The organism is Bradyrhizobium ingae, from assembly GCF_055791185.1.
The window spans coordinates 1-20,115 of record NZ_JBVUBB010000026.1; the positions used below are offsets into that span (position 1 = coordinate 1).

The window sequence follows — 20,115 nt, forward strand, 5'->3', positions numbered from 1 at the left end:
ACATTCTTCGCCAAATCTATTCCGATCGTGCTAACTTCCATGGCGGACGCTCCTTCTCTGCAGTGGCTGTTTCAACACCACCATCTTGGCACATTGATGCCGTCGAGGGGGGCGTCCACCCCATCACAGGCCGACGCCGCGGCTGGTCGGATGGAGCTGGAACAGATCGTCCGGGAGCTGCCGCTTGTAGCGCCAGTATTCGTCGCCGGTCTTGGCGTTCAGCGCGATCACCTGCCCCATCGGCGTTGCCACGAACATCACGCCGTTGTTGACGATCGGCGGCGCCTCATGACCTTCGATCACGCCGGTGGCGAAGGTCCAGACCGGCGTCAGATCCTTGACGTTGCTGGTGTTGATCTGATCGAGCGGACTGAAGCCCTGCCCGTCATAGGTGCGGCGATACAGCATCCAGTTGCCGGGTTCCGGATTTTCCAGTCGCTGCGAGGTGACCGGCGCGTAACTCTCGATCGGACCGGCGCCGGCAGAGGTCGAGACGATGCAGGTGAAGGCGACGAAGCCGGACAACCACCATTGTTTTCTGGTCATGGACGTTTCCCCTTTTTGAATTCTTGCTGCTTGAATTCTTGAAGTTTGTTTTGTCTCCTCGCCCGCACGCCTGCGGGCGCGACCTCTTCCGGCGCGCGGGCGCGACCCGCGGCTGATCACCCTGGCTGCTGGCCACCTACCTTTCCGATGAAATTGCCGGCGACGCTGAGCGCGCCGTCAGTGAGTACCAGCGGCAACGCTGCAAGCCGTCGCGGCGCCGGCCCGAACACGACCTGCGCACCCTGTCGCGGATCGTATTCGGAGTTGTGGCACATGCACTTGAACACCTCCTTGTCGCCGACGTCGCTCTTGACCCAGGCGGTGACGGGACAGCCGGCATGGGCGCAGATCGCCGAATAGGCGACGACGCCGTCCTGTGCGCGCGCGCGCGTCTGATCGTCGAGCTCGGCGGGATCGAGCCGGATGATCAGGATCTCGTTGAGGCGCGAGGCACTGCGCACCACCGACGTCTTGGGATCCTTTGGCCAGGCGTGGACCGGCGGCCCGCCCACCGGCAAGTCGGCGAGCGTGATGAGCTTGCCTTCCTGATCGCCTTCGGAGAATACCAGCACATCGCCTTTCTGCGGCCGCTCGTCGGCGCCGGCTGGATCTTCATCCGCCGCCGCTTGCCCTGAACCTGCAAAGCAAGCAGTCGTAGCGATCGCACCGATCAACAAAGTTCGTCTTGTCTGTGCCGCGCTGGCGCGGGCATCAGGTTCCGCAGTGTTGTCGGAGGATGGAGATGACGTGCTGTGCGTTGAATGCGTCATGCACGCCAGCAGGCGCTGCGACTCTGCCAAAAAGAAGGCGAAGAATTTGCGCCGCAGTGCATCATTGTCATGATGCTCGCTTTGATTGAATGCAAAAATGCGCATTCACGAGCGTTTTTCGATTGCAACGTCAGGATGCGCGATAGGTCATGATCATTTTGCAGATCAGACCGAACATGTTGGAATTGGTGCGACGCGCCATTGCGTGACGCGTTGAGGATTCAATTCAAGATGTCGGCACTTTTGTCAGGCAGGCATATCGTACATATCGCGTTCAAGAGCGGAGCATGTGACGCGGCGTAAACATGCGCCCGCTTTGCGTCGCTGCCGCCATTTCAAAGCTGTCGGCGATGCGCCGTGCCTTGTCGATGAACAAAGCCGCCGCGGCCGGTGGGCAGACCTCACGCGCGGTCTGCTCGAACAGATCGAGCCAGCGATCGAAATGATCGCCGATCAGGCTGAGCGGAAGATGCGCACGCATCGGCTGGCCGTGATAGCGCCCGGTGGTCAGCACCACCGACGACCAGAAATCGCTCAGCTTGGAAAGATGCTCGTCCCAGTTCTTCACAATGGCGAACACCGGACCGAGCAACGCGTCCTCGCGCACGCGGCCATAAAACCGCGCGACCAGTTCCCCGATCATCGCCTCGTTGATCCCGGTTCGCTCCATCACGTCCTGGGCCAGCAGGCTGCGCCGCTCCGCCGCCGCCTTGCGATCGATCGTCATCCGGTCAGGCATCTCGTTCTCGGTATCCATTCGCGTTGTTCCAAGTCCTTGTGTTCCAAGCGTTCTTATTCCAAGTCCGTCAGCGCGCCACGAACTTGTCAGCGGTCGATAGCACCGACCCACCGGTTTCGTCGCTGGCGGTGAAAACCACATCGGCATCCTTCGGATTCGCCATGGTCAGGGTGACCCGTAGCGATTCCGAGCCGTCCGCTTCGACGGTGATGGGAGTTCCATCGTCGTGACCAACGATGCTCAGGCTCGCATCTATGCCTTTTATCGCCAAAGTGTAGTGGTGAGCGACGTTTGCCTTGTTGAGAAGCTTGACGGTATAGGCATTTCTAACCGAGCCATCGGACAGGGTCACAGCCAGCGGATCGCGGTCGTGCAGCACCGCTATGGCGCCCGTTGCCTTGGTTGCCAGCAATCCGGCCAGGCCGGCCGCCAATCCAACGCTGACCACCGCGAGCGCGACGGTTTTCGGGCGCACCAACCGTGAGACGCGTGCCTCAGCGCGATGACCCCGCTCGATGTTGCGCCAGCTGTCATAATCGATCAGGCCGCGGGGACGATCGAGCCTGGTCATGACGCTGTCGCAGGCATCGACGCACAGCCCGCAATTGATGCAGGCGAAATTCGGCCCCTCGCGGATGTCGATTCCGATCGGACAGACGTTGACGCACAGGCCACAATCGACGCAATCGCCGGCGGTCTCGCCGCGTGCGCGAAGTTCCGTGGCCTTCTTGGCCGACATCCGCTGCTCGCCCCGATAATCGCGATAGTTGACCGTGAAGGCTTCCGGATCCCAGATCGCGCCCTGCAGCCGCGGCCAGGGGCACATGAAGGTGCAGACCTGCTCGCGCGCGAAGCCCGCAAGGCCATAGGTCGTCCCGGTGAAGACAGCGATCCAGGTCAGAGATGTCGCGGAGACGTCGCCGCCTGCAAGCGCACGAACGAGGCTTGGCGCATCCGTGAAATAGAAGATCAGCGTGCCGCCGGTCATCAGGGAGATCAGCAGCCAGGCCCCATGCTTGATGCCGAGCCGCAGCGCCCGCGCGGTGGTCAGCGGTGCGTTCATGCTTTTCAGCCGCTCGCGCCGGTCGCCTTCAATGAGGCGTTCAACCAGGAGGAACAAGTCGGTCCAGACCGTTTGCGGACAGGCAAAGCCGCACCACACCCGCCCCGCAAGCGCGTTCGCCAGGATGAGGATGACCGAGGCGAGGATCAGCAGCCCGGTGACGAGGTAGAGGTCCTGGGGCCAGATCTCGACGAAGAAGGCATAGAGACGGCCATGCGCGAAATCGAGCAGCACGGCCTGATCGGGCGCATTCGGCCCCCGGTCCCAGCGCAGGAACGGCGTGACGTAATAGATCGACAGCGTCAGGACGAGGATGGCCCACTTGATCCGCCGCATGCGCCCTGAGACGGCTTGCGGCACCACGCGCGATGTTGCCATCGCGGCGCTCTTGCGCATGTCCACCCTGGCCGCACCCGCCCTGGCGCGCGTGCGGGAGTGATCGATTTCGATGACAGTCATCGCAGTCCGCAGTCCCGATTTCGCTGGAGCAAGGCGACGGTATGCGGATAGCGGCACGCCCTCTTTGTTGGGGCACAAACTTCGGAACGAAAGTACAGATTTAGAGAATGGAACTGGCGGCCACTCGAGCGGCCGGCCGCCAGTTACGGAAATGGGTTGGCCGCTTCGGCGATCGCGGCCTCGAGGTCTGTCAGGCGCCGTAAGTATAGAAGCCCTGGCCCGTCTTGCGGCCGAGATGGCCGGCATCGACCATTTCCTTGAGCAGGGGCGCCGGACGGTATTTCGGGTCGTTGAACCCTTTATAGAAGACCTCCATCACCGACAGCATGGTGTCGAGCCCGACGAGATCGGCGAGCGCCAGCGGCCCGATCGGATGATTGCAGCCGAGCTTCATGCCGGCGTCGATTTCCTCGGCAGTCGCAATCCCCTCCTGAAGCGCGAAGATCGCCTCGTTGATCATCGGACAGAGAATGCGGTTGACGGCAAAGCCCGGGCTGTTCTTGGCCGTAATCGCGACCTTGCCGACGCGCTGGGCAAAATCGAGCGCCTTGGCGTGGGTGTCGTCGGAGGTCTGCAAGCCGCGGATCAGCTCCAGCAGTTGCATCACCGGCACCGGATTGAAGAAATGCATGCCGATGAAGCGATCGGGACGATCGGTCGCAGCGGCGAGCTTGGTGATCGAGATCGACGAGGTGTTGGTCGCGACCAGCGTGCGCGGCGACAGCGTCGCGCAGAGGTCTTTCAGTATCTTGACCTTGAGCTCCTCATTCTCGGTCGCGGCCTCGATCACGAGGTCGCAGTCGGCGAGCTTGGCGCGGTCGGTCGTGCCGGTGATGCGTTTGAGCGTCGCCTCGCGATCGGCCACCGACATCTTCTCTTTCTTGACGAGCCGCTCGAGGCTGCTGCCGACGGTCGCAATCCCGCGCCCCACCGCCGCGTCGGAGATATCGACCATCACAACCGAAAGCCCGGCCGCGGCACAGACCTGGGCGATGCCGTTCCCCATGGTGCCGGCCCCGATGATACCAACGGTTTGGATCATTGCTTCAATCCTTCTTCATCCTGTCGGGCGCGCCAACCGGCCCCTTCTGCCTGAACCAGGGATATCCTGCCTGTGGCGGGCCGCCCCGATCCTGATAGGTCCTTCCTTAAAGCATCCATGGCGGGAATAAAGCCGCCTCTTCGGTCGCAGATAGCGCAATCTGGCACTCTCGCGGCCTGTCTGGCCCGAAGTTGCGCCTCGTCCATCCTCGGAAGTGCCAAGGGCATTCCGGATGACGAGACGCTGAACCATCCCCTCGCCGCTTAGTCCATTGGGACTAGCATGAAGTAACGGCTGTCGGCCGGCGCGACGCGAGTTCATGGTCTGTCGCCCGGACGCGTCTGACGGGGAAGCGGCCGAGCGTGCATAGCCGAGCGCAGCATCAGGACGAGGCCGAGCGCAAAGTCAGGCGACCTCTATTCAGATGCAACGCCAAACGCAGAGGGAGATAGCCTATGCGCAGCGCACGAATTCGGATGGCCGCAGCCCTGCTCGCCAGCTTTGCTCTGACAAGCGCGTACGCCATGAACATGAAGCAGTCGGACGGCGGGCGCCCAGCCAAGCCGGCGCCGCACCGGCTGGTGATCCAGGTCGACCAGAACGACCCTGGCGTGATGAATCTGGCGCTCAACAACGCCACCAACGTGCTCGAATATTATCGCAAGAAGGGCGAAGACGCCGACGTCGAGATCGTCGCCTTCGGTCCCGGGCTGCATATGCTGCGTGCAGACACGACGCCGGTCGCCGAGCGCATTCACGCGATGAAGGATATCGCCTTTCCGGGCAAGGTGAGCTTTGCCGCGTGCGGCGTCACCAGGGAGGGCATGGAGAAGAAGGAGGGCAAGCCGCTCGAGCTCGTGCCTGAGGCCTCCATGGTCCCGTCGGGAGTCGTCCACATGATGGAACTGCAGGAGAAGGGATGGAGCTACGTGCGGCCCTGAACGGGAGGCAACAGGAGGATCGTGATGATGCGCAGACTGCTGCTCGCACTGATGTTGCCGCTGCTCCTCGTGTCGCTGCGCGCCCCAGCGGCTGCCGCCCAGGATGCCGCGCAGCGGCCGCGGGGCCAGGCCGCGCACGGAGCCCGCCCGGCGCAGCCTAGCCAGCCGCGGAGCGGAGAGCAGGAGATGAAAGACCGCGTCAACGCCGGCACGGTCGGGCTCGCGGCCGGACTGCTGGAGGGTGCGCCACTCCGCTTCGCCACCGAGATCTCGCGCGTTGTCAACGAAGGCGGAAAGGTGCACGTGCTTCCAGTCGTCACGCGCGGGCCGACCGAGAACGTCAACGACCTGCTCTATCTCAAGGGAATCGACATCGCGATCATCAACAGCGACTCGCTGGACGAATACCGCGCCCAGGTCCCCGAGGTCGGAAAGCGTATCGTCCACGTGATGAACCTCTTTCCGTCCGAGCTGCACGTCTTCGTGCGTCCCGAGATCAACTCGCTCGCCGCGCTCGCGGGCAAGAAGGTGAACTTCAACACGCAAGGCACTGCAGCCGCCTATTCGGGGCCGCTCATCTTCAGCCGCCTCGGCATCGAGGTGGAGAAGAGCTTCCTGCCCCATCCGGTCGCGCTGGAGCAGATGGTGCGCGGCGAGATGGCCGGTGTCGTGTTCGTCACCTCCAAGCCCGTGGATGCTTTCGTGAAGCGCAAATGGGGCGAAGGCTTCAAGTTCCTGCCGGTGCCGTACAGCCCGAAACTCTCTGACTACTACGTCCCGGCCCGGCTGACCCCGGCGGACTATCCCGCGCTGGTGCCTGCCGGGCAGGACATCGAAACGATCGCGGTACCGACGGTTCTGGTTGCGTATAACTGGAATCCGGGCACGCCGCGCTACGACCACGTTACAGCCTTCGTGAACGAGCTGTTCGGCAAGCTCGACCAATTGCGGGGGTCGGGCTTCGATCCGAAGTGGAAGGATGCCGATCCCATCGCCAGCGTCCCCGGCCTGCAGCGCCTAAAGGCAGCCGAGAGCTGGAAGGACGGCCAGATGGCGAACCGGTCGGCGGCGCCGTGAGACGGCTGGCGGCTGTCCTCGTCGTGAGCCTTGCGATCGCGGAAACGCGCGCTCAATCCGCATCGGACTCCATCAGAAGCCTGGATGATTGCTTCGCCCTGACGCGCGCGGCCGAGGCCGCTTGCGACCAGCCAAGCAGCGGCACCACCATGCGTCTCGAATGCCGGCTGAAGGCGCACAGCGCCGAGAAGGCGTGCGTCGACCACCTGATCGCGCATCTGGGCGAAGGCGCAATGCATAATGATACGTCCACCGAATTCCCTACCCAGACGCTGCCGCAACCGTCCCGGCCGGCGCCCGAAACAAAACCGCCCGGGCGCGACACGACGACCATGGAGGCGCCGGCCGGAAGGGGCTGGGTCATGGGCGAGACCGCCTCTCCGGTCGACTTCTCCCCGCTCCTCGTCGCCAAGCTCCACGCGCTTTCCCCCGCCGCGGTCGATGCACCCGAGATTCTAATCCTGCGCTGCCGGAAGCAGCGGACCGAGATGTCCCTCGGCGCCAACGGTTCATGGCGGGCATCGCGCAACGGCGATGTCGAGGTCACGATCTCCGCTCACGAGCCCACGGCCGGGCGACTGCGCTGGTCGCTTTCGACCGACGGCCGAACGGCTTCCATGCCGGAGGACGCAGCCGAAGCGATACGCGCGCTCCGCGGCGAACGGATGTCGATCTCGGTTACCGACGGCGCTGGCCGAAGCACCAGCTCGATCTTCGATCTCGCCGGCCTCGATGCCGTCCGCTCGAGGCTCGCAAGCACCTGCCATTGGCCAAATGCGGCGGCTCAATCGGGCCCGCGATGAGGCCTCGAGGGCAAAACGGACACGGCCCGTCTCGCATCCTGCGAGGTCGCCTGGTGGTCTAAGCAGGTTCGAAAATCATCTGCCAACCCTTCCGGGTATCCATATATTCGCGAACCAGCTTGATGCGGTCGTCTGACAGGACGAAGACGAAGCAATAGTCATTCTCGTAGCGCTTGTCGCCAGGAAGATCGGCTCGCATCCGCTCCTCGACAACCACAGTATCGCCATCGGCGTGAAAACCTCGAAACGAGATATCAACGTTCGAGAACAGACGATGCATCTCAGAGGCAATGAAGTGTGCGATTTGCTCCGGTCCGATCATGTGGTCGGTATGCTTGAGAGCGACTGCCGTGGCATTTCCGGCCGGCGCGATCCATTCGGCATCAGGAGTGAACAGCCCCGCGATCAATCTGGCATCACGGGTTTTGAAGGTCTTCCAGGCGTTGATGACAACCTCTTTGGAATTCGTGCTGTTCATTTTGCTTTCCAGTTATTCAGCGGATCTGGTCTTGCTCTATAAGAAGAGCGAACCGACATCGCTGGCCGGAATCGGACCTGATCATCTCGCGGCTGTTCTTCGAGCCGCAGCCTGCGCTAAAGTGAGCCATGCTCAGTTTTGAGGTATGCAACATCGCGCGCCTGCAGCGCGATCCGGGCTATGACGGCCATTTCTTCACGGCCGTGAAGACCACGCGAATCTACTGCCGCCCGGTTTGCCCGGTGAAGCAGCCGTTGACCCGTAACGTGGCCTATTATCCGACTGCGGCAGCGGCCGAGGCTGCAGGATACCGGCCTTGTCTGCGCTGCCGTCCGGAGACCGCACCCTTTTGCGCTGCCTGGAATGGCACGCGCTCAACCGTCGCACGCGCCTTGAAACTGATCGACGGTGGTGCATTGGATAACGGTTCGGTTGCTGCACTGGCCGACCGGCTCGGGGTGAGCTCGCGCCACCTTGCGCGCCTGTTCGAGCGGCACGTCGGGGCCAGCCCGCAGCAGGTGGCAAAGACCAGGCGTGTACAACGGGCCAAACGCCTGATCGACGAAACGAATGAGCCGCTGGTCCAGATTGCCTATCGGGCCGGCTTCGGCAGCGTGCGGCGGTTCAACGCGACCTTTCTCGAACTCTATGGACGCTCACCGTCCAGCATTCGCCACCGCCGCAAAGTATCCGCCTGAGATTCGCGTCTCGCGAATCCTGTTCGAGGACCGGCCAACCTACTTCGCAATCCGCTCCACGACATCCCGAACCAGGCCAACCAGCAGATCCAGCTTATATCCCGTCATCGGCAGCGGCTTTGCACCTGATGTCGCAAGCTGCGCGGCTTGCGCGATAACGTCCGCGTTTGCCGACCTTCCCTCCAACGCAGCCTGGCACGCCGTCAGCCGCAGCGGCACCGGAGCGATGCCACCGGCCGCGATGCCGACATGCTGGAAGACGCCATCGGATAGCACGGCACGCGCGCAAACTTCGACCAGCGGCCATTCCGCGTAACTGCGGCTGATGGCGCGCTTGTAATGAGCACGCTCGGCCGCGAGCGGCGCGGGCAGTGAGATGGCCTCGATCCTTTCCTCCGGCTTGAGCGCGTTATCTGCGGCGCCGTTGGTGCCGTCGCCGATGAGATCAGGCAGCGACAATCGGCTACGCCGGTCTGTCGCGATCGTCGCATCGTAGGCGAGCAGCGCCATCGCCATGGTCGACGGATGCGGCGCCACGCACGGCCCGAGATCGAATGCTGCATGATAAAGATGATTGCCCGATCGCGCCGGGCAATCGGAGCCGCCCTTCTTGAGACAACCGATCTGCGGATTGCGGAAATACCAGCAGCGCGAACGCTGAGCGAGATTGCCGCCGAGCGTTGCCAGATGCCGGATCTGCGGCGTGGCGAGGCCTTGCGCGGCGGCGGCGATGCCGGGATAGGCACCCCGGATGCGTTGATCGGACGCGATGGCCGCGATCGTGGTGAATGCGCCGATGCGCGCCGAGCCGTCCGCAGCCCATTCGATCCCGGTCGTGCCTGATGTCGCGTAGAGATCGACGATGGGTCCGCGGGACACCCCGCTGCGGCGACGCTCGGACAGATCGGTGCCGGCGGCACGAAACTCGGGCACGGCGCCTGCTGATATTGCTGACGAGGCGTTCATGCCGCAGTTCTCCCCTTCAAGGCAGCGACGATGCGATCGGGCCGGATCGGGATTTCGGCAAGGCGAACGCCGATCGCATTGAAAATCGCGTTCGCAACGGCAGGGGATGTCGGCACGGTTGCCACCTCACCGATGCCGACGCTATTGCCCTGCACATGATCAAAACCGGCCTCATCGAAATGCACGTCGATTTCTGGCGTATCGGCAATGCCGGGAATGCGATAATCCTCCATGCCGGCGGTCAGGACGTCGCCGCTCAGCGGATCGACCTCGCGCGCCTCGTAGAGCGCGTAGCCAAGCCCCTGGATCACCGCGCCGCAGGCCTGGCTGTGCGCGAGCTGAGGCGCCGCGATCTTACCGACCGCCAGTCCCGTGTGCACCTCGAGCACGCGCACGTGACCGAGCCAGGTGTCGACCTCGACCTCGATCACTTGCACCGAGCTCGGCACGCCGGCGCCGATCACGATGTTGGAATTGCGCCGCATCATCCAGCCGAACACGAGGCCGAGAAGTCCCAGGTCCTTCAGCGGTGAGCGGACGCCGGGCGCCGTGTTCTTCCCGTCCTCGGCACGCGTCTCCGAAATAGCGATGTCTCCCGATCGCGCGATCAGCTCGCGCCACGGCGCGTTCGAGCCCGGCGCGGGCTTGCGCGTGGCTTGCTCGACAAGCGCGGCCTTCAACTTCTGGATCGCCGTGAGCGTCGGCGGCAGCACCGAGGCGGTGACGCGGCTGCCGCCGGAGCCCGGGCCTTCGGGAAGCGACGAGTCGCCGATGCGCACCTCGATCTCGCCAGCGTCGAGATCGAATTCGCGCGCAACGGTGTCGGCCAGAACGCTTCGGGTGCCGGTCCCGATATCCTGCGTGGCAGTCGATACGACGATGCGGCCGCCCTTGACCGCGACTTCGACCTTCACCTTGGGTTGCCAGAGATAGAACCAGTAGCCAGCCGCGACACCAACGCCGCGGCGATAGCGACTGCTCCCGGCCGAGGTCCGATTGCGCCAGATGTCGAGGCCCAAGGCCCAATCATAGAGCCTCTGCCGATTGGGATCAGGATCCCAGCGCTTGCGCAGAGCGATCGGATCGGCGTTGAGCTTCAAGGCCGCTTGGTCGATCGCCTGCTCCACCGCGAATGCCATCGGCGGACCGCCGGGCCCGCGAAACGCCGCACCCGGCGGCAGATTGCTGATGACATCAAAATCGGAGAGCTCCTTGGCCTCGGCCGGATACATCAGCCGCGCCAGTCCCGCGATCGTCGAGTTGATCGCGGCACCCGTATCGGCGTGCGCGATGACGGAGAGTGCTTTCAGATCGCCCTGGTCGGAGGGCAGCAGCGCGACCTTCACCTCCGCGGCCGGCCGATAGCCGGCGACCGACAATTCTTCATGACGGTCATAAGCGACCCGCACCGGTGCATTGGCCGCGCGCGCGAGCACGATCGCGGCGATCGTCTCGCCGCCCAGGCTCGCCTTCGAGCCAAAGCCGCCGCCGACATGGTCGGCGATCACGCGGACGCGCGCAGGATCGAGCTTGAAGCGCTTGACGATCTGCTCCTTGAGGTGAAACACCCACTGGGACGAGGCGTGCACGGTCAATTGCTCGCCATCGAAACGCGCCACCGCGGCATGCGGTTCGAGACAGGCATGTTGCTGCGTGCCGGTGCGGAACGTTCCCTCGACGAGAAGACGATTATTCGCCTGCCGCGCCTCGTTCACCCAGTTGCGTGCCTTCTTGGCGCGCTTGGCAAACACCGAGGTCGGCCCGCGGACGTTCTGCTTCCACGGCGCTGGTCCCCCGGCCGCCTCCGAAACATTGCCCGCCTTCTTGCGGTTTGCCCGGTCGAACACCAGGGGCGCATCATCTTTCCGCGCCGCATCAAGCCCGATCACCGCGGGCAGCGGTTCGCAGGTCAGCTTGATCGCGGCGAGCGCAGCGAGCGCGGTCTTGCGGTCCCTGGCCGCAACCGCCGCGATGGGCTCGCCGACATAGCGCACGATACGATCGTCGGACAACAGCGACACCGCAGTGACGCCGTCAAGCGCGTGCGCGGGAGACAGATCAAGCACCGTGACGCGCGCATGCGCATCGCGGGAGCGCAAGACTACACCCTCGAGCTGGCCGCCATGCCTGATATCTACGGTATATTTTGCCGCGCCCGTCACCTTGTCGCGCGCCTCGATGCGAGGACTTGCGAAATGGTCGCCGTCGAAGCGGCCGGCACAGGCGTCCGCCACGGCGCGAAAGATCGCGTCATAGGCGCCGCAGCGGCAGAGATGGCCCGACAGCGCCGCGCCGATCTCCTCGCGCGAGGGTACGGCCGTGCCCTTCGCCGCGCGCCAGCTATCGCAGAACGCAGCCGCCTCCACGATGAAGCCCGGCGTGCAGAAGCCGCATTGCAGGGCGTCATGCGCCATGAACGCCTTCTGCACCGGATGCAGCTCCCGAGCACCGATGCCTTCCACGGTCGTCACGGATTTTCCGGCGGCGGCACGCGCCGGCATCAGACAGCTCGTGACCGGCACGCCGTCGACGAGCACCGTGCAGGCGCCGCACACGCCGCCACCGCAGACAAGCTTGGTGCCGGTGAGACCGAGCTGATCGCGTACGATATCGACGAGTAGCGCATCGGGATCGTCTGGCAGAGGCTCGACGCTGCCGTTGATGGTCATCGTGCTCATGGACGTGCTCCGGCTTTGCTGCGTGAGGATCGTGCTCTGGTTCCGGCCTTGCTCGCGGGCCGCTCCTGCGATTTCGGCACGGCGCCGGCGCAAAGCGTCCGCACCATCATCGCCATGTCCTTCAGGAAAGCCTCGGCCGGCTGCATCGCCGGGTGCTGTGACTTCGATCCGTGCACGGCCATCTCGACGAGCCGCGCGAACTCGACCGCCGACAATCCCTGCGGCAGCGCAAGCTTCTGCTTGCGCGCAACCCGTGCGATCGTCGCGACCAGTCGCTCGGCATAGAGCGCCGCATATTTCTGGTAGAGATCACGCCCATGCACGAGGTGCTCGGAATACAGCTCCTCGATATGCGGCGAGCCGTCGAAGGAAGCGATCATGGTCTGCATGCGCGCCGTCATGCCGGCGACGAGAATGTCGGAAAAGCCGCGTCCCGCCTTCTCCGCTCCGCTGATTGCCACCTCTTCGGAGGCGATGGCGGACTCGTGGACCCGCTCGATGACGGCGCGGAACAGCGCCTCCTTGGATTCGAAATGATGATAGAGCGCCTGCCGCGTCAGGCCGGCGGCCTCGGCAACCTGCTCGATCGAGGAGCGGCGAAAGCCGTGGCGGCGAAACACCAGCATGGTCGCGTCGAGAATGCGGGTTTTCGGTCCCATTTGTCGATTTTTACAAAACATGACGAAGTGTCAAATCGCGATCCTGTGAGTGCTGCGTCGGACCAATCGCGATCGGGCAAGCTGCCGGCACGATTTTCCTCGCGCCTTCCGCGACTTGCGGTTCGCCAGGCGCATCAGAGCCGCAGGATCTTGCCCGGGTTCATGATGTTCTTGGCATCGAGCGCCCGTTTGATCGTGCGCATGAGATCGAGCTCGGTCTTCGAGCGGTAGTGCGCGAGCTCGTCGATCTTCTCGATGCCGATGCCGTGCTCCGCCGAGATCGAGCCGGCCATGGAGGCGATGATGTCGTTCACACCCCTCGTGATCGCGGCGGAATATTGCGTGAGCGTTTCGCGGTCCATCCCTTTCGGACCCATGAAGGAGAAGTGCAAATTGCCGTCCCCGATATGGCCGAGCGGATAGGGGCGGATCGTCGGGAGGATATCGAGGACGGCCTTGAGGCCCTTGTCGATGAATTCAGGGATTCTGGAGATCGCGACCGATACGTCGTAGCTCAAACCAGGTCCTTCGGCACGCGCGGCCTCGGCCACGCTTTCACGAATGCGCCACATGTTGCGCGACTGAGCCTCAGCCTGGGCGATCACCGCGTCGAGCACGCGGCCCGTCTCCAGTTGATCGGCCAGAAACTGCTCCATCTTCTCCGAGATGCCCGCGTCGCCGTCCAGCCGCGGCCGGGACGACGACCATTCGAGCAGGAGATACCATTCGGTCTCCGCCTTGAGCGGATCCTGCGTGCCGGGGATGTGACGCAGCACCATGTCGGTGCAGGCGCGGCTCATGAGCTCGCAGGAGCCGACATTGTCGTCAGAGCCAACGTATGCCTCCGAGAGGATCTCGATGGCAGCCTGCGGATCGCGGATCGCCAGCCACGCCGTGCACACGTCTTTCGGCGACGGCCACAGCTTCAGCACCGCCTTGGTGATGATGCCGAGCGTGCCTTCGGCACCCACGAAGAGATGCTTGAGGTCGTAGCCGGTATTGTCCTTCTTGAGCGCGCGCAGCCCGTTCCAGACGTCGCCGTTCGGCAGCACGACCTCGAGGCCAAGAACCAGGTTGCGCGCATTGCCATAACGCAGCACCTGCACGCCGCCGGCATTGGTGGAGAGATTGCCCCCAATCATGCATGAGCCTTGCGAACCGAGGCTGAGCGGAAAGAAACGGTCGTGGTGCGCCGCCGTCTCCTGGAGCGTCTCGAGAATGCAACCCGCCTCCACGGTCATGGAATAACCGACGGGATCAACGTCGAGCACGTGGTTCATCCGGCCGAGCGACAGGAGGATGCCGCGGTGGATTGGCCACGGCGTGGCCCCGCCCATCAAGCCGGTGTTACCGCCCTGCGGCACGATGGCGATGCCGTTGTCGTAACAGAGCTTCACGACTTGGGACACCTCGGCGGTACTGGCCGGGCGCACGACTGCAGCGGCCTGCCCGGCAAGCACACCCCGCCACTCCGTCACGAAGGGCTGCTTGTCGTGCTCGTCGAGGATCAAGCCCCTGACACCCACGATTTCCCGCAAGACGTCGAGGATGGCGGCCGTCACCGGCGCGCCAGGAACGGAGGGATCGGTGGGAAGGGCTGCACCCGGCATGTGTTCCTCTCCTTTGCGACCGGGCTCGAGCGCGCCGGCCTTCGTTCTTGTCGTCAGTCGTTTTCGACCTTTGGAATTGACTCTAGCATGAAGCTTTCGCCCGCTGGAACGTGCTGACCTCCGACGTTTGCGCAGATCAGGTTCGAGCATCCCCACGAGCGGGCTTCCGCCCACGACCGGCATACCCTAGTGTGACCCGATCAGCCCCCAGGTCAGAGATCATGAGCCGCTTCTGGAGTCCCGTCGTCCACACCTTGTCGCCGTACGTGCCGGGCGAGCAGCCCAAGCAGGGCGGCCTCGTCAAGCTCAACACCAACGAGAATCCCTATCCGCCCCCGCCGCGCGTGCTCGCCGCGGTCGCATCGGCTGCAGAGCGGCTCCGCCTCTATCCCGATCCGCGCGCATCGCAGCTGCGCGAGGCGATCGCCGTTCACTACAAGGTCGCGCCCGCGGAGGTGTTCGTCGGCAACGGCTCGGACGAGGTGTTGGCCCACACCTTCCAGGCGCTATTGAAGCACGACGCGCCGCTTCTGTTTCCCGACGTCACCTACAGCTTTTACCCCGTCTATTGCGCTCTCTATGGCGTCGCCCATCAGGAGGTGCCGCTCGATGCGGCGATGCGGGTGCAGATCGCGGACTACCGACGGCCATGCAGCGCGATCCTTCTCTGCAATCCGAACGCACCGACCGGCATCGGCCTTCCGCGCGATGCGATCGAGGCGCTGCTTACCGAGCATCCGGACCAGCTCGTGGTGGTCGATGAAGCCTATGTCGATTTCGGCGCCGAGAGCGCGGTGCCGCTCGTTGCACGCCACGACAATCTGCTCGTCATCCACACCTTCTCGAAATCGCGGGCGCTCGCCGGCCTGCGGGTCGGCTTTGCGATCGGCCAGCGGCCGCTGATCGAGGCGCTGGAGCGGGTGAAGGACAGCTTCAACTCCTACCCCATCGATTGCCTTGCGCTTGCCGGCGCCGCCGCAGCGATCGAGGATGATGAGTGGTTTCAGGAGACGCGGGCGCGCATCATGGCGAACCGCGAAATGCTGACGCGTGAGCTCTCCGGGCTCGGCTTCGAGGTTCTGCCGTCGCAGGCCAACTTCGTCTTCGCGCGCCATCGAAGCCACGGCGGCGCCGATCTCGCGGCTGCACTCCGGCAGCGCGGCGTGCTGGTCCGACATTTCAAACGGCCGCGCATCGAAGACTTTTTGCGCATCACGATCGGCACGGAGGAAGAGTGCGGCCGGCTGATCGCCGAGCTGCGCAATCTGATCTGATCGTACGCCGGTCCCACGCTGCTCACGCTGCCGCGCGGACGGCCTGCCAAAGCCCCAGCACTTCTTCGCGCGCGATGCTGCGGGTGATGAACACGATGCGTGAACGGCGGTCGGCGTCAGGCCATTTTGCGAGCGCCACCGGCGGATGGAAGACGTGGTGCACGCCGTGGATCGCGACCGGCGCCGGCTCGCCGCGGAGGTTGAGGATCCCCTTGACGCGCAGGAGATCCTCGCCTCGCGCGGAGCGCAGATGCGCAAGCCAGTTCGTGATCGCCATCCAGTCGAGCGGTTCGTCGAAGGCAAGCATGAAGCTGGCGATCGATGCGTCGTGATGGTGATGGCCGTGCCCATGGGCGTGGCCCGCGTGCGCATGGGCCGCGTCGAAGGCCTCCTCGTTGAGCCAGCGCGCGATGTCGACCGTCTTCCGCTCGGGATCGATGAGACCGGCGCCAAACAGCCGCGCCGGATCGATCTCGCCATGCGCCACACGCTCAATTCGCGCACCGGGGTTGAGCCGGTGCAGACGCGCCTCCAGCGCGGCGATGTCGCCGGCCAGGTCGCCCTTGGTGATCAGCAACCGGTCGGCGAGCGCGACCTGCTTCGTCGCCTCGTACTGACGATCGAGCTGATGCGGCGCGTTGACGGCATCCACCGTGGTCACGACCGCATCGAGCCGCAGGAAATGCGAGACCAGCGGATTGTTCAGAAGCAGTTGCACGATCGGAGCGGGATCGGCGAGGCCGGTGGTCTCGACGAGGATACGACGGAACGGCGGCACCTCGCCGCGGTCGCGTCGCACCAGCAGCGCGCGCAACGTCTCCTCGAGATCGCTGCGAACGGTGCAGCAGATACAACCGCTCGCAAGCACGGCCACCTCGCCATCGACGCGCTCGACGAGGAGATGATCAAGGCTGACTTCACCGTATTCGTTGATGATGACCGCGCTGTCCTTCATGGCATCGTCGCGCAGCAGGCGATTGAGCAGCGTGGTTTTCCCGCTGCCGAGAAAGCCGGTGATCAACGATACCGGTAGCCGCTCGGCGGATTTGTCGCTGTCGAACAAGCTCATCGGCGTCCCTCACTTTTGCTGTCTTATTTTTGTCGCTGGACAACAACCTAACGTAGGAGGAGCATGCCGAAAACAATTTAGAGCCCGGCTTCTCCGGGCCACAACCTGGGAGAGTAAAATGCCTAATGAAATCAAGGGCGAAGAACAGCAAGGCGGAATGGTCGCGACCGATCGTCGGACCTTGCTCCGCACGGCAGGTCTCGCCGGCGCCGCAGGAGCAGCGCTTGCGGGCACGATGCATGGCAAGTTCTCGCTCGCACCGGTCAGCGAAGCCCAGGCACAGACTCCCACCTCCATGCCCAAGGGAACAGACAAGCCGTGGTGGCCCTCGAAATGGGGCCAGGACGATGAAGCCGGCGCCTCCAACCACATCACACCGGAAAAGGTTCTCGAAGCGGCGAAATGGATCAAGGACGGCAAGATCTACAAGATCGGTCGCGTCTACGAAGGCGGCATGCCGCTGTTCGGCCCGCGCGTATTCACGTTGCGAATTCCAGGCAGTCCGACCGGCGGTCCGTTCGGTGAGAACAAGATGGTCTATCACGACGAGTTTCTGACCACCGAGATCGGCCAGACCGGCACGCAGTTCGACGGTCTAGGCCATATCGGCATCCAGCTCGGCAAGGACGGCGACAAGAGCGAGATGCGCTTCTACAATGGTCACACTGCGGCGGAGATCAGCGACGCCTACGGCCTGAAGAAGCTTGGCGTCGAAAAGCTCAAGCCGCTGTTCACCCGCGCTCACCTGATCGACATGGTCGCACTCAAGGGCGGGATGATGGATGCCGGCCAGGAGATCACCTCGGCTGACATCAAAGCGGCGCTCCAGAAGCAGAATATGTCCGAGAGCGACATCAAGCCGGGCGATGCGATCATGTTCCACACCGGCTGGGGTTCGCTCTGGATGAAGAACAACGATCGCTTCAACAGCGGCGAGCCGGGCATCGGACTGGACGCCGCGCGATGGGTGATCGAAAAGGACCTCGCGCTCACTGCAGCCGACACCTGGGCGGTCGAAGTGGTGCCCAATCCCGACAAGTCGCTCGCCTTCGTGGTGCATGCGGAGCTGCAAACCAAGCACGGCATCCACAACCACGAGAACCTGATCTTCGACGAGCTGATTGCCGACAAGAAGTACCAGTTCGTCTACTGCTTCACTCCGGCCCCCATCAAGGGCGCCACGGGAAGCAACGGCTGCCCGATTGCGATTACGTGACGCACACGCATCGGCGCGCGGGCGGAAACGCCGCCCGCGCGGGCTTTGGCTGCTGCTACCAGTTGAGACGGATTGGCATGCCCCGACAGCGGATTCCACGCGGTATCGCCGTTACCGTCCGCCGTTCGGTCACTTTCGGCGAGATACACACGATGAGTTTGGACGCGAGCGTTCGCACGAATACTGACGCAGCGCTGCAAAAGGAATTGCCTGCTTCGGACTTAAATGAAACGAGGAGCGAGAAACTCCACCGATCCGCACCGACAGCACTTCACGCTGCCACGATCTTTCCCTCTCGCATCTGATTGGCGTTGGCAGCTTGTTGTGGTTCCACCAGCTCGTTCGAGCCGGCCGTGCATTCCCTGAAATGCTCCTGCACGGCCGCGTCTGCGGCGTGCTCCCAGTATTCCGCCTCAGCGAGCAGCTTCCAGCTTCTTTCAGGACGATACGCCGCGCTCTGTCGGCAGAGCGAGGCCATTGCACGCAGGCGGCGCACGGTTTCCATTCACTTCCTCCCCTTCTTGCCGGCCCATTTTCATGCCGTGTTTTCCCACAGCTTAATTTCTATTTCTGCATCTGAACCATCATGATTATGATCTAGAACTATTTTTTTGCTCGATGATTAACCCATCGCGCGAATGGTTGCCGCGCTTGTTGCGATCCCGTTTCGGTTCCCCTTCACATCGATTTCGAATGCTGCTCTCGCCGCCTCAGTCTCCGTGCTATTACGGCCTCTGATCGGGGCCATCATGAACCGACGCCGGCTTTTTCTGGGATCTGTCCTTGCCGCTACGCTCGCGGGCATCGCTCGCGCGCCTGCGGCGGCCGACGGCAAGCGCGTAGCGCTGGTGATCGGCAACGGTGCCTACAAAAGCGTGCCGGCGCTGCCCAACCCGCCCAACGATGCCGGCGACGTCGCGGCCGCGTTCAGGCGTCTCGGCTTCACGGTCACCCTCATCGCCAACGGTTCGTTCGACGAAATGCGGCGCGGCCTGATCGCGCTCGGCCGCGACGCGGCGGGCGCCGACATGGCGGCGGTCTATTTCGCCGGCCACGGCATGGAGATCAGCGGAGAGAACTGGCTGATCCCGGTCGATGCCGAATTGAAGAAGGACACCGACGCAGCCAACGAGGCAATCAGCTTGCGCAGCGTGATGTTGCAGGTCGCGAGCACCACGAGCCTCGGCCTCGTCATCCTCGATGCCTGCCGCAACAACCCGTTCGCGGCGAAGATGCAGCGGTCGCTGGTGCTGCGTGCGGCGCCGACCAGCGGCCTCGGCCGCATCGAGCCGGCCGGCAACGTCCTGGTTGCCTATGCTGCGCGCGACGGCACGACCGCGCTCGACGGCGACGGCCGCAACAGCCCGTTCACCGCCGCGCTGTTGCACAACATCGAGACGCCCGGCGTCGAGATCACCTTCATGTTCCGCAATGTGCGTGACGACGTCATGGAGGCAACACGCAACGAGCAGCAGCCCTTCGTCTACGGGTCGCTCTCGCGCCGGGCGATCTATCTCACGGGCGCGCCGTCCGCAGCCGAGCAAGCAACCACGAAACAGGCGAATGCCGCCCCCTCGGGCGCGGCGGCGCCGACGCCCCTCGCATCAGTCATCGACCCCGCACTGGTCGGCACCTGGGAGATCATGGTGCCGAACGATCGCGGGACGTCACGCTGGACGTGGCGCATCATGGGCGACGGCACCTATGCGTTCCACGCCGAGGGGCGGCGCGCCGCACCGGCGCATGAAGGCACGATTGCCGCCATCAACGGCCGTTGGTCGCTGCATGCATTGAAAGGCCTTTCGGGTTACGCCGACGCCGGCTCCTACGAGGTCCGCGATGCCACCGCCGTCATCACCGGCAAGCTCGGCACCGGCTACTGGAAGCGCAGCCCGCAGTGAACTTGCACGGCCGGTGCGTCGAAACCGCGAGCGCAATTCGTCCTCGATGCGCATAGTTAGCGGATCGTAACGGCACCAATGTTGTGGAATTTTCGGCCGAAGCGGCCACCTGCTCCGTCCACTATC

Annotated in this window: 18 protein-coding genes and 1 pseudogene; 7 read left to right on the top strand and 12 right to left on the bottom strand. The window is 63.9% G+C overall.

Annotated elements, in window-relative coordinates; all coding sequences use genetic code 11:
- Window positions 1-126: 126 nt before the first annotated feature.
- The 5 genes and pseudogenes from ACV1FX_RS28965 to ACV1FX_RS28985 form a co-directional block, all read right to left on the bottom strand.
- A pseudogene (locus ACV1FX_RS28965) lies at window positions 127-546 on the bottom strand (outer membrane protein assembly factor BamB family protein); the annotation flags it as partial.
- A gap of 116 nt (window positions 547-662) precedes the next feature.
- A complete protein-coding gene (locus ACV1FX_RS28970) occupies window positions 663-1,316 on the bottom strand; it encodes a QcrA and Rieske domain-containing protein (RefSeq protein ID WP_473120975.1) in 654 nt (217 codons plus the stop codon).
- A 274-nt stretch (window positions 1,317-1,590) separates the two neighbouring features.
- Window positions 1,591-1,986, bottom strand: a complete 396-nt coding sequence (locus tag ACV1FX_RS28975) for a group III truncated hemoglobin (protein WP_473121075.1) — start codon at window positions 1,984-1,986, stop codon at window positions 1,591-1,593.
- Window positions 1,987-2,122: 136 nt separating this feature from the next.
- Window positions 2,123-3,577, bottom strand: coding sequence for a cytochrome c oxidase accessory protein CcoG (ccoG, locus tag ACV1FX_RS28980; protein WP_473120976.1), 1,455 nt, complete (start codon window positions 3,575-3,577; stop codon window positions 2,123-2,125).
- Window positions 3,578-3,767: 190 nt separating this feature from the next.
- Entirely contained in the window at window positions 3,768-4,619 is an 852-nt protein-coding gene (locus tag ACV1FX_RS28985) for a 3-hydroxybutyryl-CoA dehydrogenase (RefSeq protein ID WP_473120977.1), read from the bottom strand.
- A gap of 455 nt (window positions 4,620-5,074) precedes the next feature.
- Here ACV1FX_RS28985 and ACV1FX_RS28990 point away from each other — a divergent pair, with 455 nt between their 5' ends.
- From ACV1FX_RS28990 to ACV1FX_RS29000, 3 genes are read left to right on the top strand one after another with little or no spacing between them, the layout of a single operon-like run.
- Window positions 5,075-5,560 carry a DsrE family protein gene (locus ACV1FX_RS28990; protein ID WP_473120978.1) on the top strand — a complete coding sequence of 162 codons (486 nt, stop codon included), beginning with the start codon at window positions 5,075-5,077 and terminating at the stop codon, window positions 5,558-5,560.
- Window positions 5,561-5,584: 24 nt separating this feature from the next.
- Window positions 5,585-6,637 carry a TAXI family TRAP transporter solute-binding subunit gene (locus ACV1FX_RS28995; protein ID WP_473120979.1) on the top strand — a complete coding sequence of 351 codons (1,053 nt, stop codon included), beginning with the start codon at window positions 5,585-5,587 and terminating at the stop codon, window positions 6,635-6,637.
- Window positions 6,634-7,440: a hypothetical protein gene (locus tag ACV1FX_RS29000; protein WP_473120980.1), complete on the top strand. Its 807-nt coding sequence runs from the start codon at window positions 6,634-6,636 to the stop codon at window positions 7,438-7,440. Before ACV1FX_RS28995 ends, ACV1FX_RS29000 begins: the two co-directional genes overlap by 4 nt.
- A gap of 58 nt (window positions 7,441-7,498) precedes the next feature.
- Here ACV1FX_RS29000 and ACV1FX_RS29005 read toward each other — a convergent pair whose 3' ends face one another.
- On the bottom strand, window positions 7,499-7,918 hold the full coding sequence (locus tag ACV1FX_RS29005; RefSeq protein WP_473120981.1) for a nuclear transport factor 2 family protein: 420 nt from the start codon (window positions 7,916-7,918) through the stop codon (window positions 7,499-7,501).
- A gap of 128 nt (window positions 7,919-8,046) precedes the next feature.
- Between ACV1FX_RS29005 and ACV1FX_RS29010 the strand changes: the two genes are divergently transcribed.
- Window positions 8,047-8,616: a bifunctional transcriptional activator/DNA repair enzyme AdaA gene (locus ACV1FX_RS29010; RefSeq protein WP_473120982.1), complete on the top strand. Its 570-nt coding sequence runs from the start codon at window positions 8,047-8,049 to the stop codon at window positions 8,614-8,616.
- Between the two features lie 39 nt (window positions 8,617-8,655).
- Here ACV1FX_RS29010 and ACV1FX_RS29015 read toward each other — a convergent pair whose 3' ends face one another.
- The 4 genes from ACV1FX_RS29015 to ACV1FX_RS29030 form a co-directional block, all read right to left on the bottom strand.
- Window positions 8,656-9,582, bottom strand: a complete 927-nt coding sequence (locus ACV1FX_RS29015; RefSeq protein ID WP_473120983.1) for an FAD binding domain-containing protein — start codon at window positions 9,580-9,582, stop codon at window positions 8,656-8,658.
- Window positions 9,579-12,260 (bottom strand): molybdopterin-dependent oxidoreductase, encoded by a 2,682-nt coding sequence (locus ACV1FX_RS29020; protein ID WP_473120984.1) that lies wholly within the window; start codon window positions 12,258-12,260, stop codon window positions 9,579-9,581. The genes ACV1FX_RS29015 and ACV1FX_RS29020 overlap by 4 nt, the downstream gene beginning before the upstream one ends.
- The gene (locus ACV1FX_RS29025; RefSeq protein ID WP_473120985.1) at window positions 12,257-12,919 is read right to left on the bottom strand and encodes a TetR/AcrR family transcriptional regulator; all 663 of its coding nucleotides are present in this window, start codon (window positions 12,917-12,919) and stop codon (window positions 12,257-12,259) included. The genes ACV1FX_RS29020 and ACV1FX_RS29025 overlap by 4 nt, the downstream gene beginning before the upstream one ends.
- Window positions 12,920-13,053: 134 nt before the next feature.
- Window positions 13,054-14,529 (bottom strand): FAD-binding oxidoreductase, encoded by a 1,476-nt coding sequence (locus ACV1FX_RS29030; protein ID WP_473120986.1) that lies wholly within the window; start codon window positions 14,527-14,529, stop codon window positions 13,054-13,056.
- A gap of 221 nt (window positions 14,530-14,750) precedes the next feature.
- Between ACV1FX_RS29030 and hisC the strand changes: the two genes are divergently transcribed.
- Window positions 14,751-15,803: a histidinol-phosphate transaminase gene (hisC, locus tag ACV1FX_RS29035; RefSeq protein ID WP_473120987.1), complete on the top strand. Its 1,053-nt coding sequence runs from the start codon at window positions 14,751-14,753 to the stop codon at window positions 15,801-15,803.
- Window positions 15,804-15,825: 22 nt separating this feature from the next.
- Here hisC and ACV1FX_RS29040 read toward each other — a convergent pair whose 3' ends face one another.
- Window positions 15,826-16,872 carry a CobW family GTP-binding protein gene (locus ACV1FX_RS29040; protein ID WP_473120988.1) on the bottom strand — a complete coding sequence of 349 codons (1,047 nt, stop codon included), beginning with the start codon at window positions 16,870-16,872 and terminating at the stop codon, window positions 15,826-15,828.
- Window positions 16,873-16,990: 118 nt separating this feature from the next.
- On the opposite strand from ACV1FX_RS29040, the gene ACV1FX_RS29045 reads away from it, so the two are divergent.
- Window positions 16,991-18,088: a cyclase family protein gene (locus ACV1FX_RS29045; RefSeq protein ID WP_473120989.1), complete on the top strand. Its 1,098-nt coding sequence runs from the start codon at window positions 16,991-16,993 to the stop codon at window positions 18,086-18,088.
- A gap of 271 nt (window positions 18,089-18,359) precedes the next feature.
- Here the strand turns inward: ACV1FX_RS29045 and ACV1FX_RS29050 are convergent, their stop codons facing one another.
- Window positions 18,360-18,593: a hypothetical protein gene (locus ACV1FX_RS29050; RefSeq protein ID WP_473120990.1), complete on the bottom strand. Its 234-nt coding sequence runs from the start codon at window positions 18,591-18,593 to the stop codon at window positions 18,360-18,362.
- A gap of 244 nt (window positions 18,594-18,837) precedes the next feature.
- On the opposite strand from ACV1FX_RS29050, the gene ACV1FX_RS29055 reads away from it, so the two are divergent.
- Entirely contained in the window at window positions 18,838-19,989 is a 1,152-nt protein-coding gene (locus tag ACV1FX_RS29055) for a caspase family protein (RefSeq protein ID WP_473120991.1), read from the top strand.
- Window positions 19,990-20,115 lie beyond the last annotated feature (126 nt).

Excerpts from the sequence above, each read along its gene's own strand:
- ACV1FX_RS29010 (WP_473120982.1), top strand. The coding sequence starts at position 8,047 with ATGCTCAGTTTTGAGGTATGCAACATCGCGCGCCTGCAGCGCGATCCG.
- ACV1FX_RS29030 (WP_473120986.1), bottom strand. The coding sequence starts at position 14,529 with ATGCCGGGTGCAGCCCTTCCCACCGATCCCTCCGTTCCTGGCGCGCCG.
- ACV1FX_RS28985 (WP_473120977.1), bottom strand. The coding sequence starts at position 4,619 with ATGATCCAAACCGTTGGTATCATCGGGGCCGGCACCATGGGGAACGGC.
- ACV1FX_RS29040 (WP_473120988.1), bottom strand. The coding sequence starts at position 16,872 with ATGAGCTTGTTCGACAGCGACAAATCCGCCGAGCGGCTACCGGTATCG.
- ACV1FX_RS29020 (WP_473120984.1), bottom strand. The coding sequence starts at position 12,260 with ATGAGCACGATGACCATCAACGGCAGCGTCGAGCCTCTGCCAGACGAT.
- ACV1FX_RS28970 (WP_473120975.1), bottom strand. The coding sequence starts at position 1,316 with ATGACGCATTCAACGCACAGCACGTCATCTCCATCCTCCGACAACACT.
- ACV1FX_RS29055 (WP_473120991.1), top strand. The coding sequence starts at position 18,838 with ATGAACCGACGCCGGCTTTTTCTGGGATCTGTCCTTGCCGCTACGCTC.
- ACV1FX_RS28990 (WP_473120978.1), top strand. The coding sequence starts at position 5,075 with ATGCGCAGCGCACGAATTCGGATGGCCGCAGCCCTGCTCGCCAGCTTT.
- ACV1FX_RS29005 (WP_473120981.1), bottom strand. The coding sequence starts at position 7,918 with ATGAACAGCACGAATTCCAAAGAGGTTGTCATCAACGCCTGGAAGACC.
- ACV1FX_RS28975 (WP_473121075.1), bottom strand. The coding sequence starts at position 1,986 with ATGGAGCGAACCGGGATCAACGAGGCGATGATCGGGGAACTGGTCGCG.
- ccoG (WP_473120976.1), bottom strand. The coding sequence starts at position 3,577 with ATGACTGTCATCGAAATCGATCACTCCCGCACGCGCGCCAGGGCGGGT.
- hisC (WP_473120987.1), top strand. The coding sequence starts at position 14,751 with ATGAGCCGCTTCTGGAGTCCCGTCGTCCACACCTTGTCGCCGTACGTG.
- ACV1FX_RS29015 (WP_473120983.1), bottom strand. The coding sequence starts at position 9,582 with ATGAACGCCTCGTCAGCAATATCAGCAGGCGCCGTGCCCGAGTTTCGT.
- ACV1FX_RS29045 (WP_473120989.1), top strand. The coding sequence starts at position 16,991 with ATGCCTAATGAAATCAAGGGCGAAGAACAGCAAGGCGGAATGGTCGCG.
- ACV1FX_RS29025 (WP_473120985.1), bottom strand. The coding sequence starts at position 12,919 with ATGGGACCGAAAACCCGCATTCTCGACGCGACCATGCTGGTGTTTCGC.
- ACV1FX_RS28995 (WP_473120979.1), top strand. The coding sequence starts at position 5,585 with ATGATGCGCAGACTGCTGCTCGCACTGATGTTGCCGCTGCTCCTCGTG.
- ACV1FX_RS29050 (WP_473120990.1), bottom strand. The coding sequence starts at position 18,593 with ATGGAAACCGTGCGCCGCCTGCGTGCAATGGCCTCGCTCTGCCGACAG.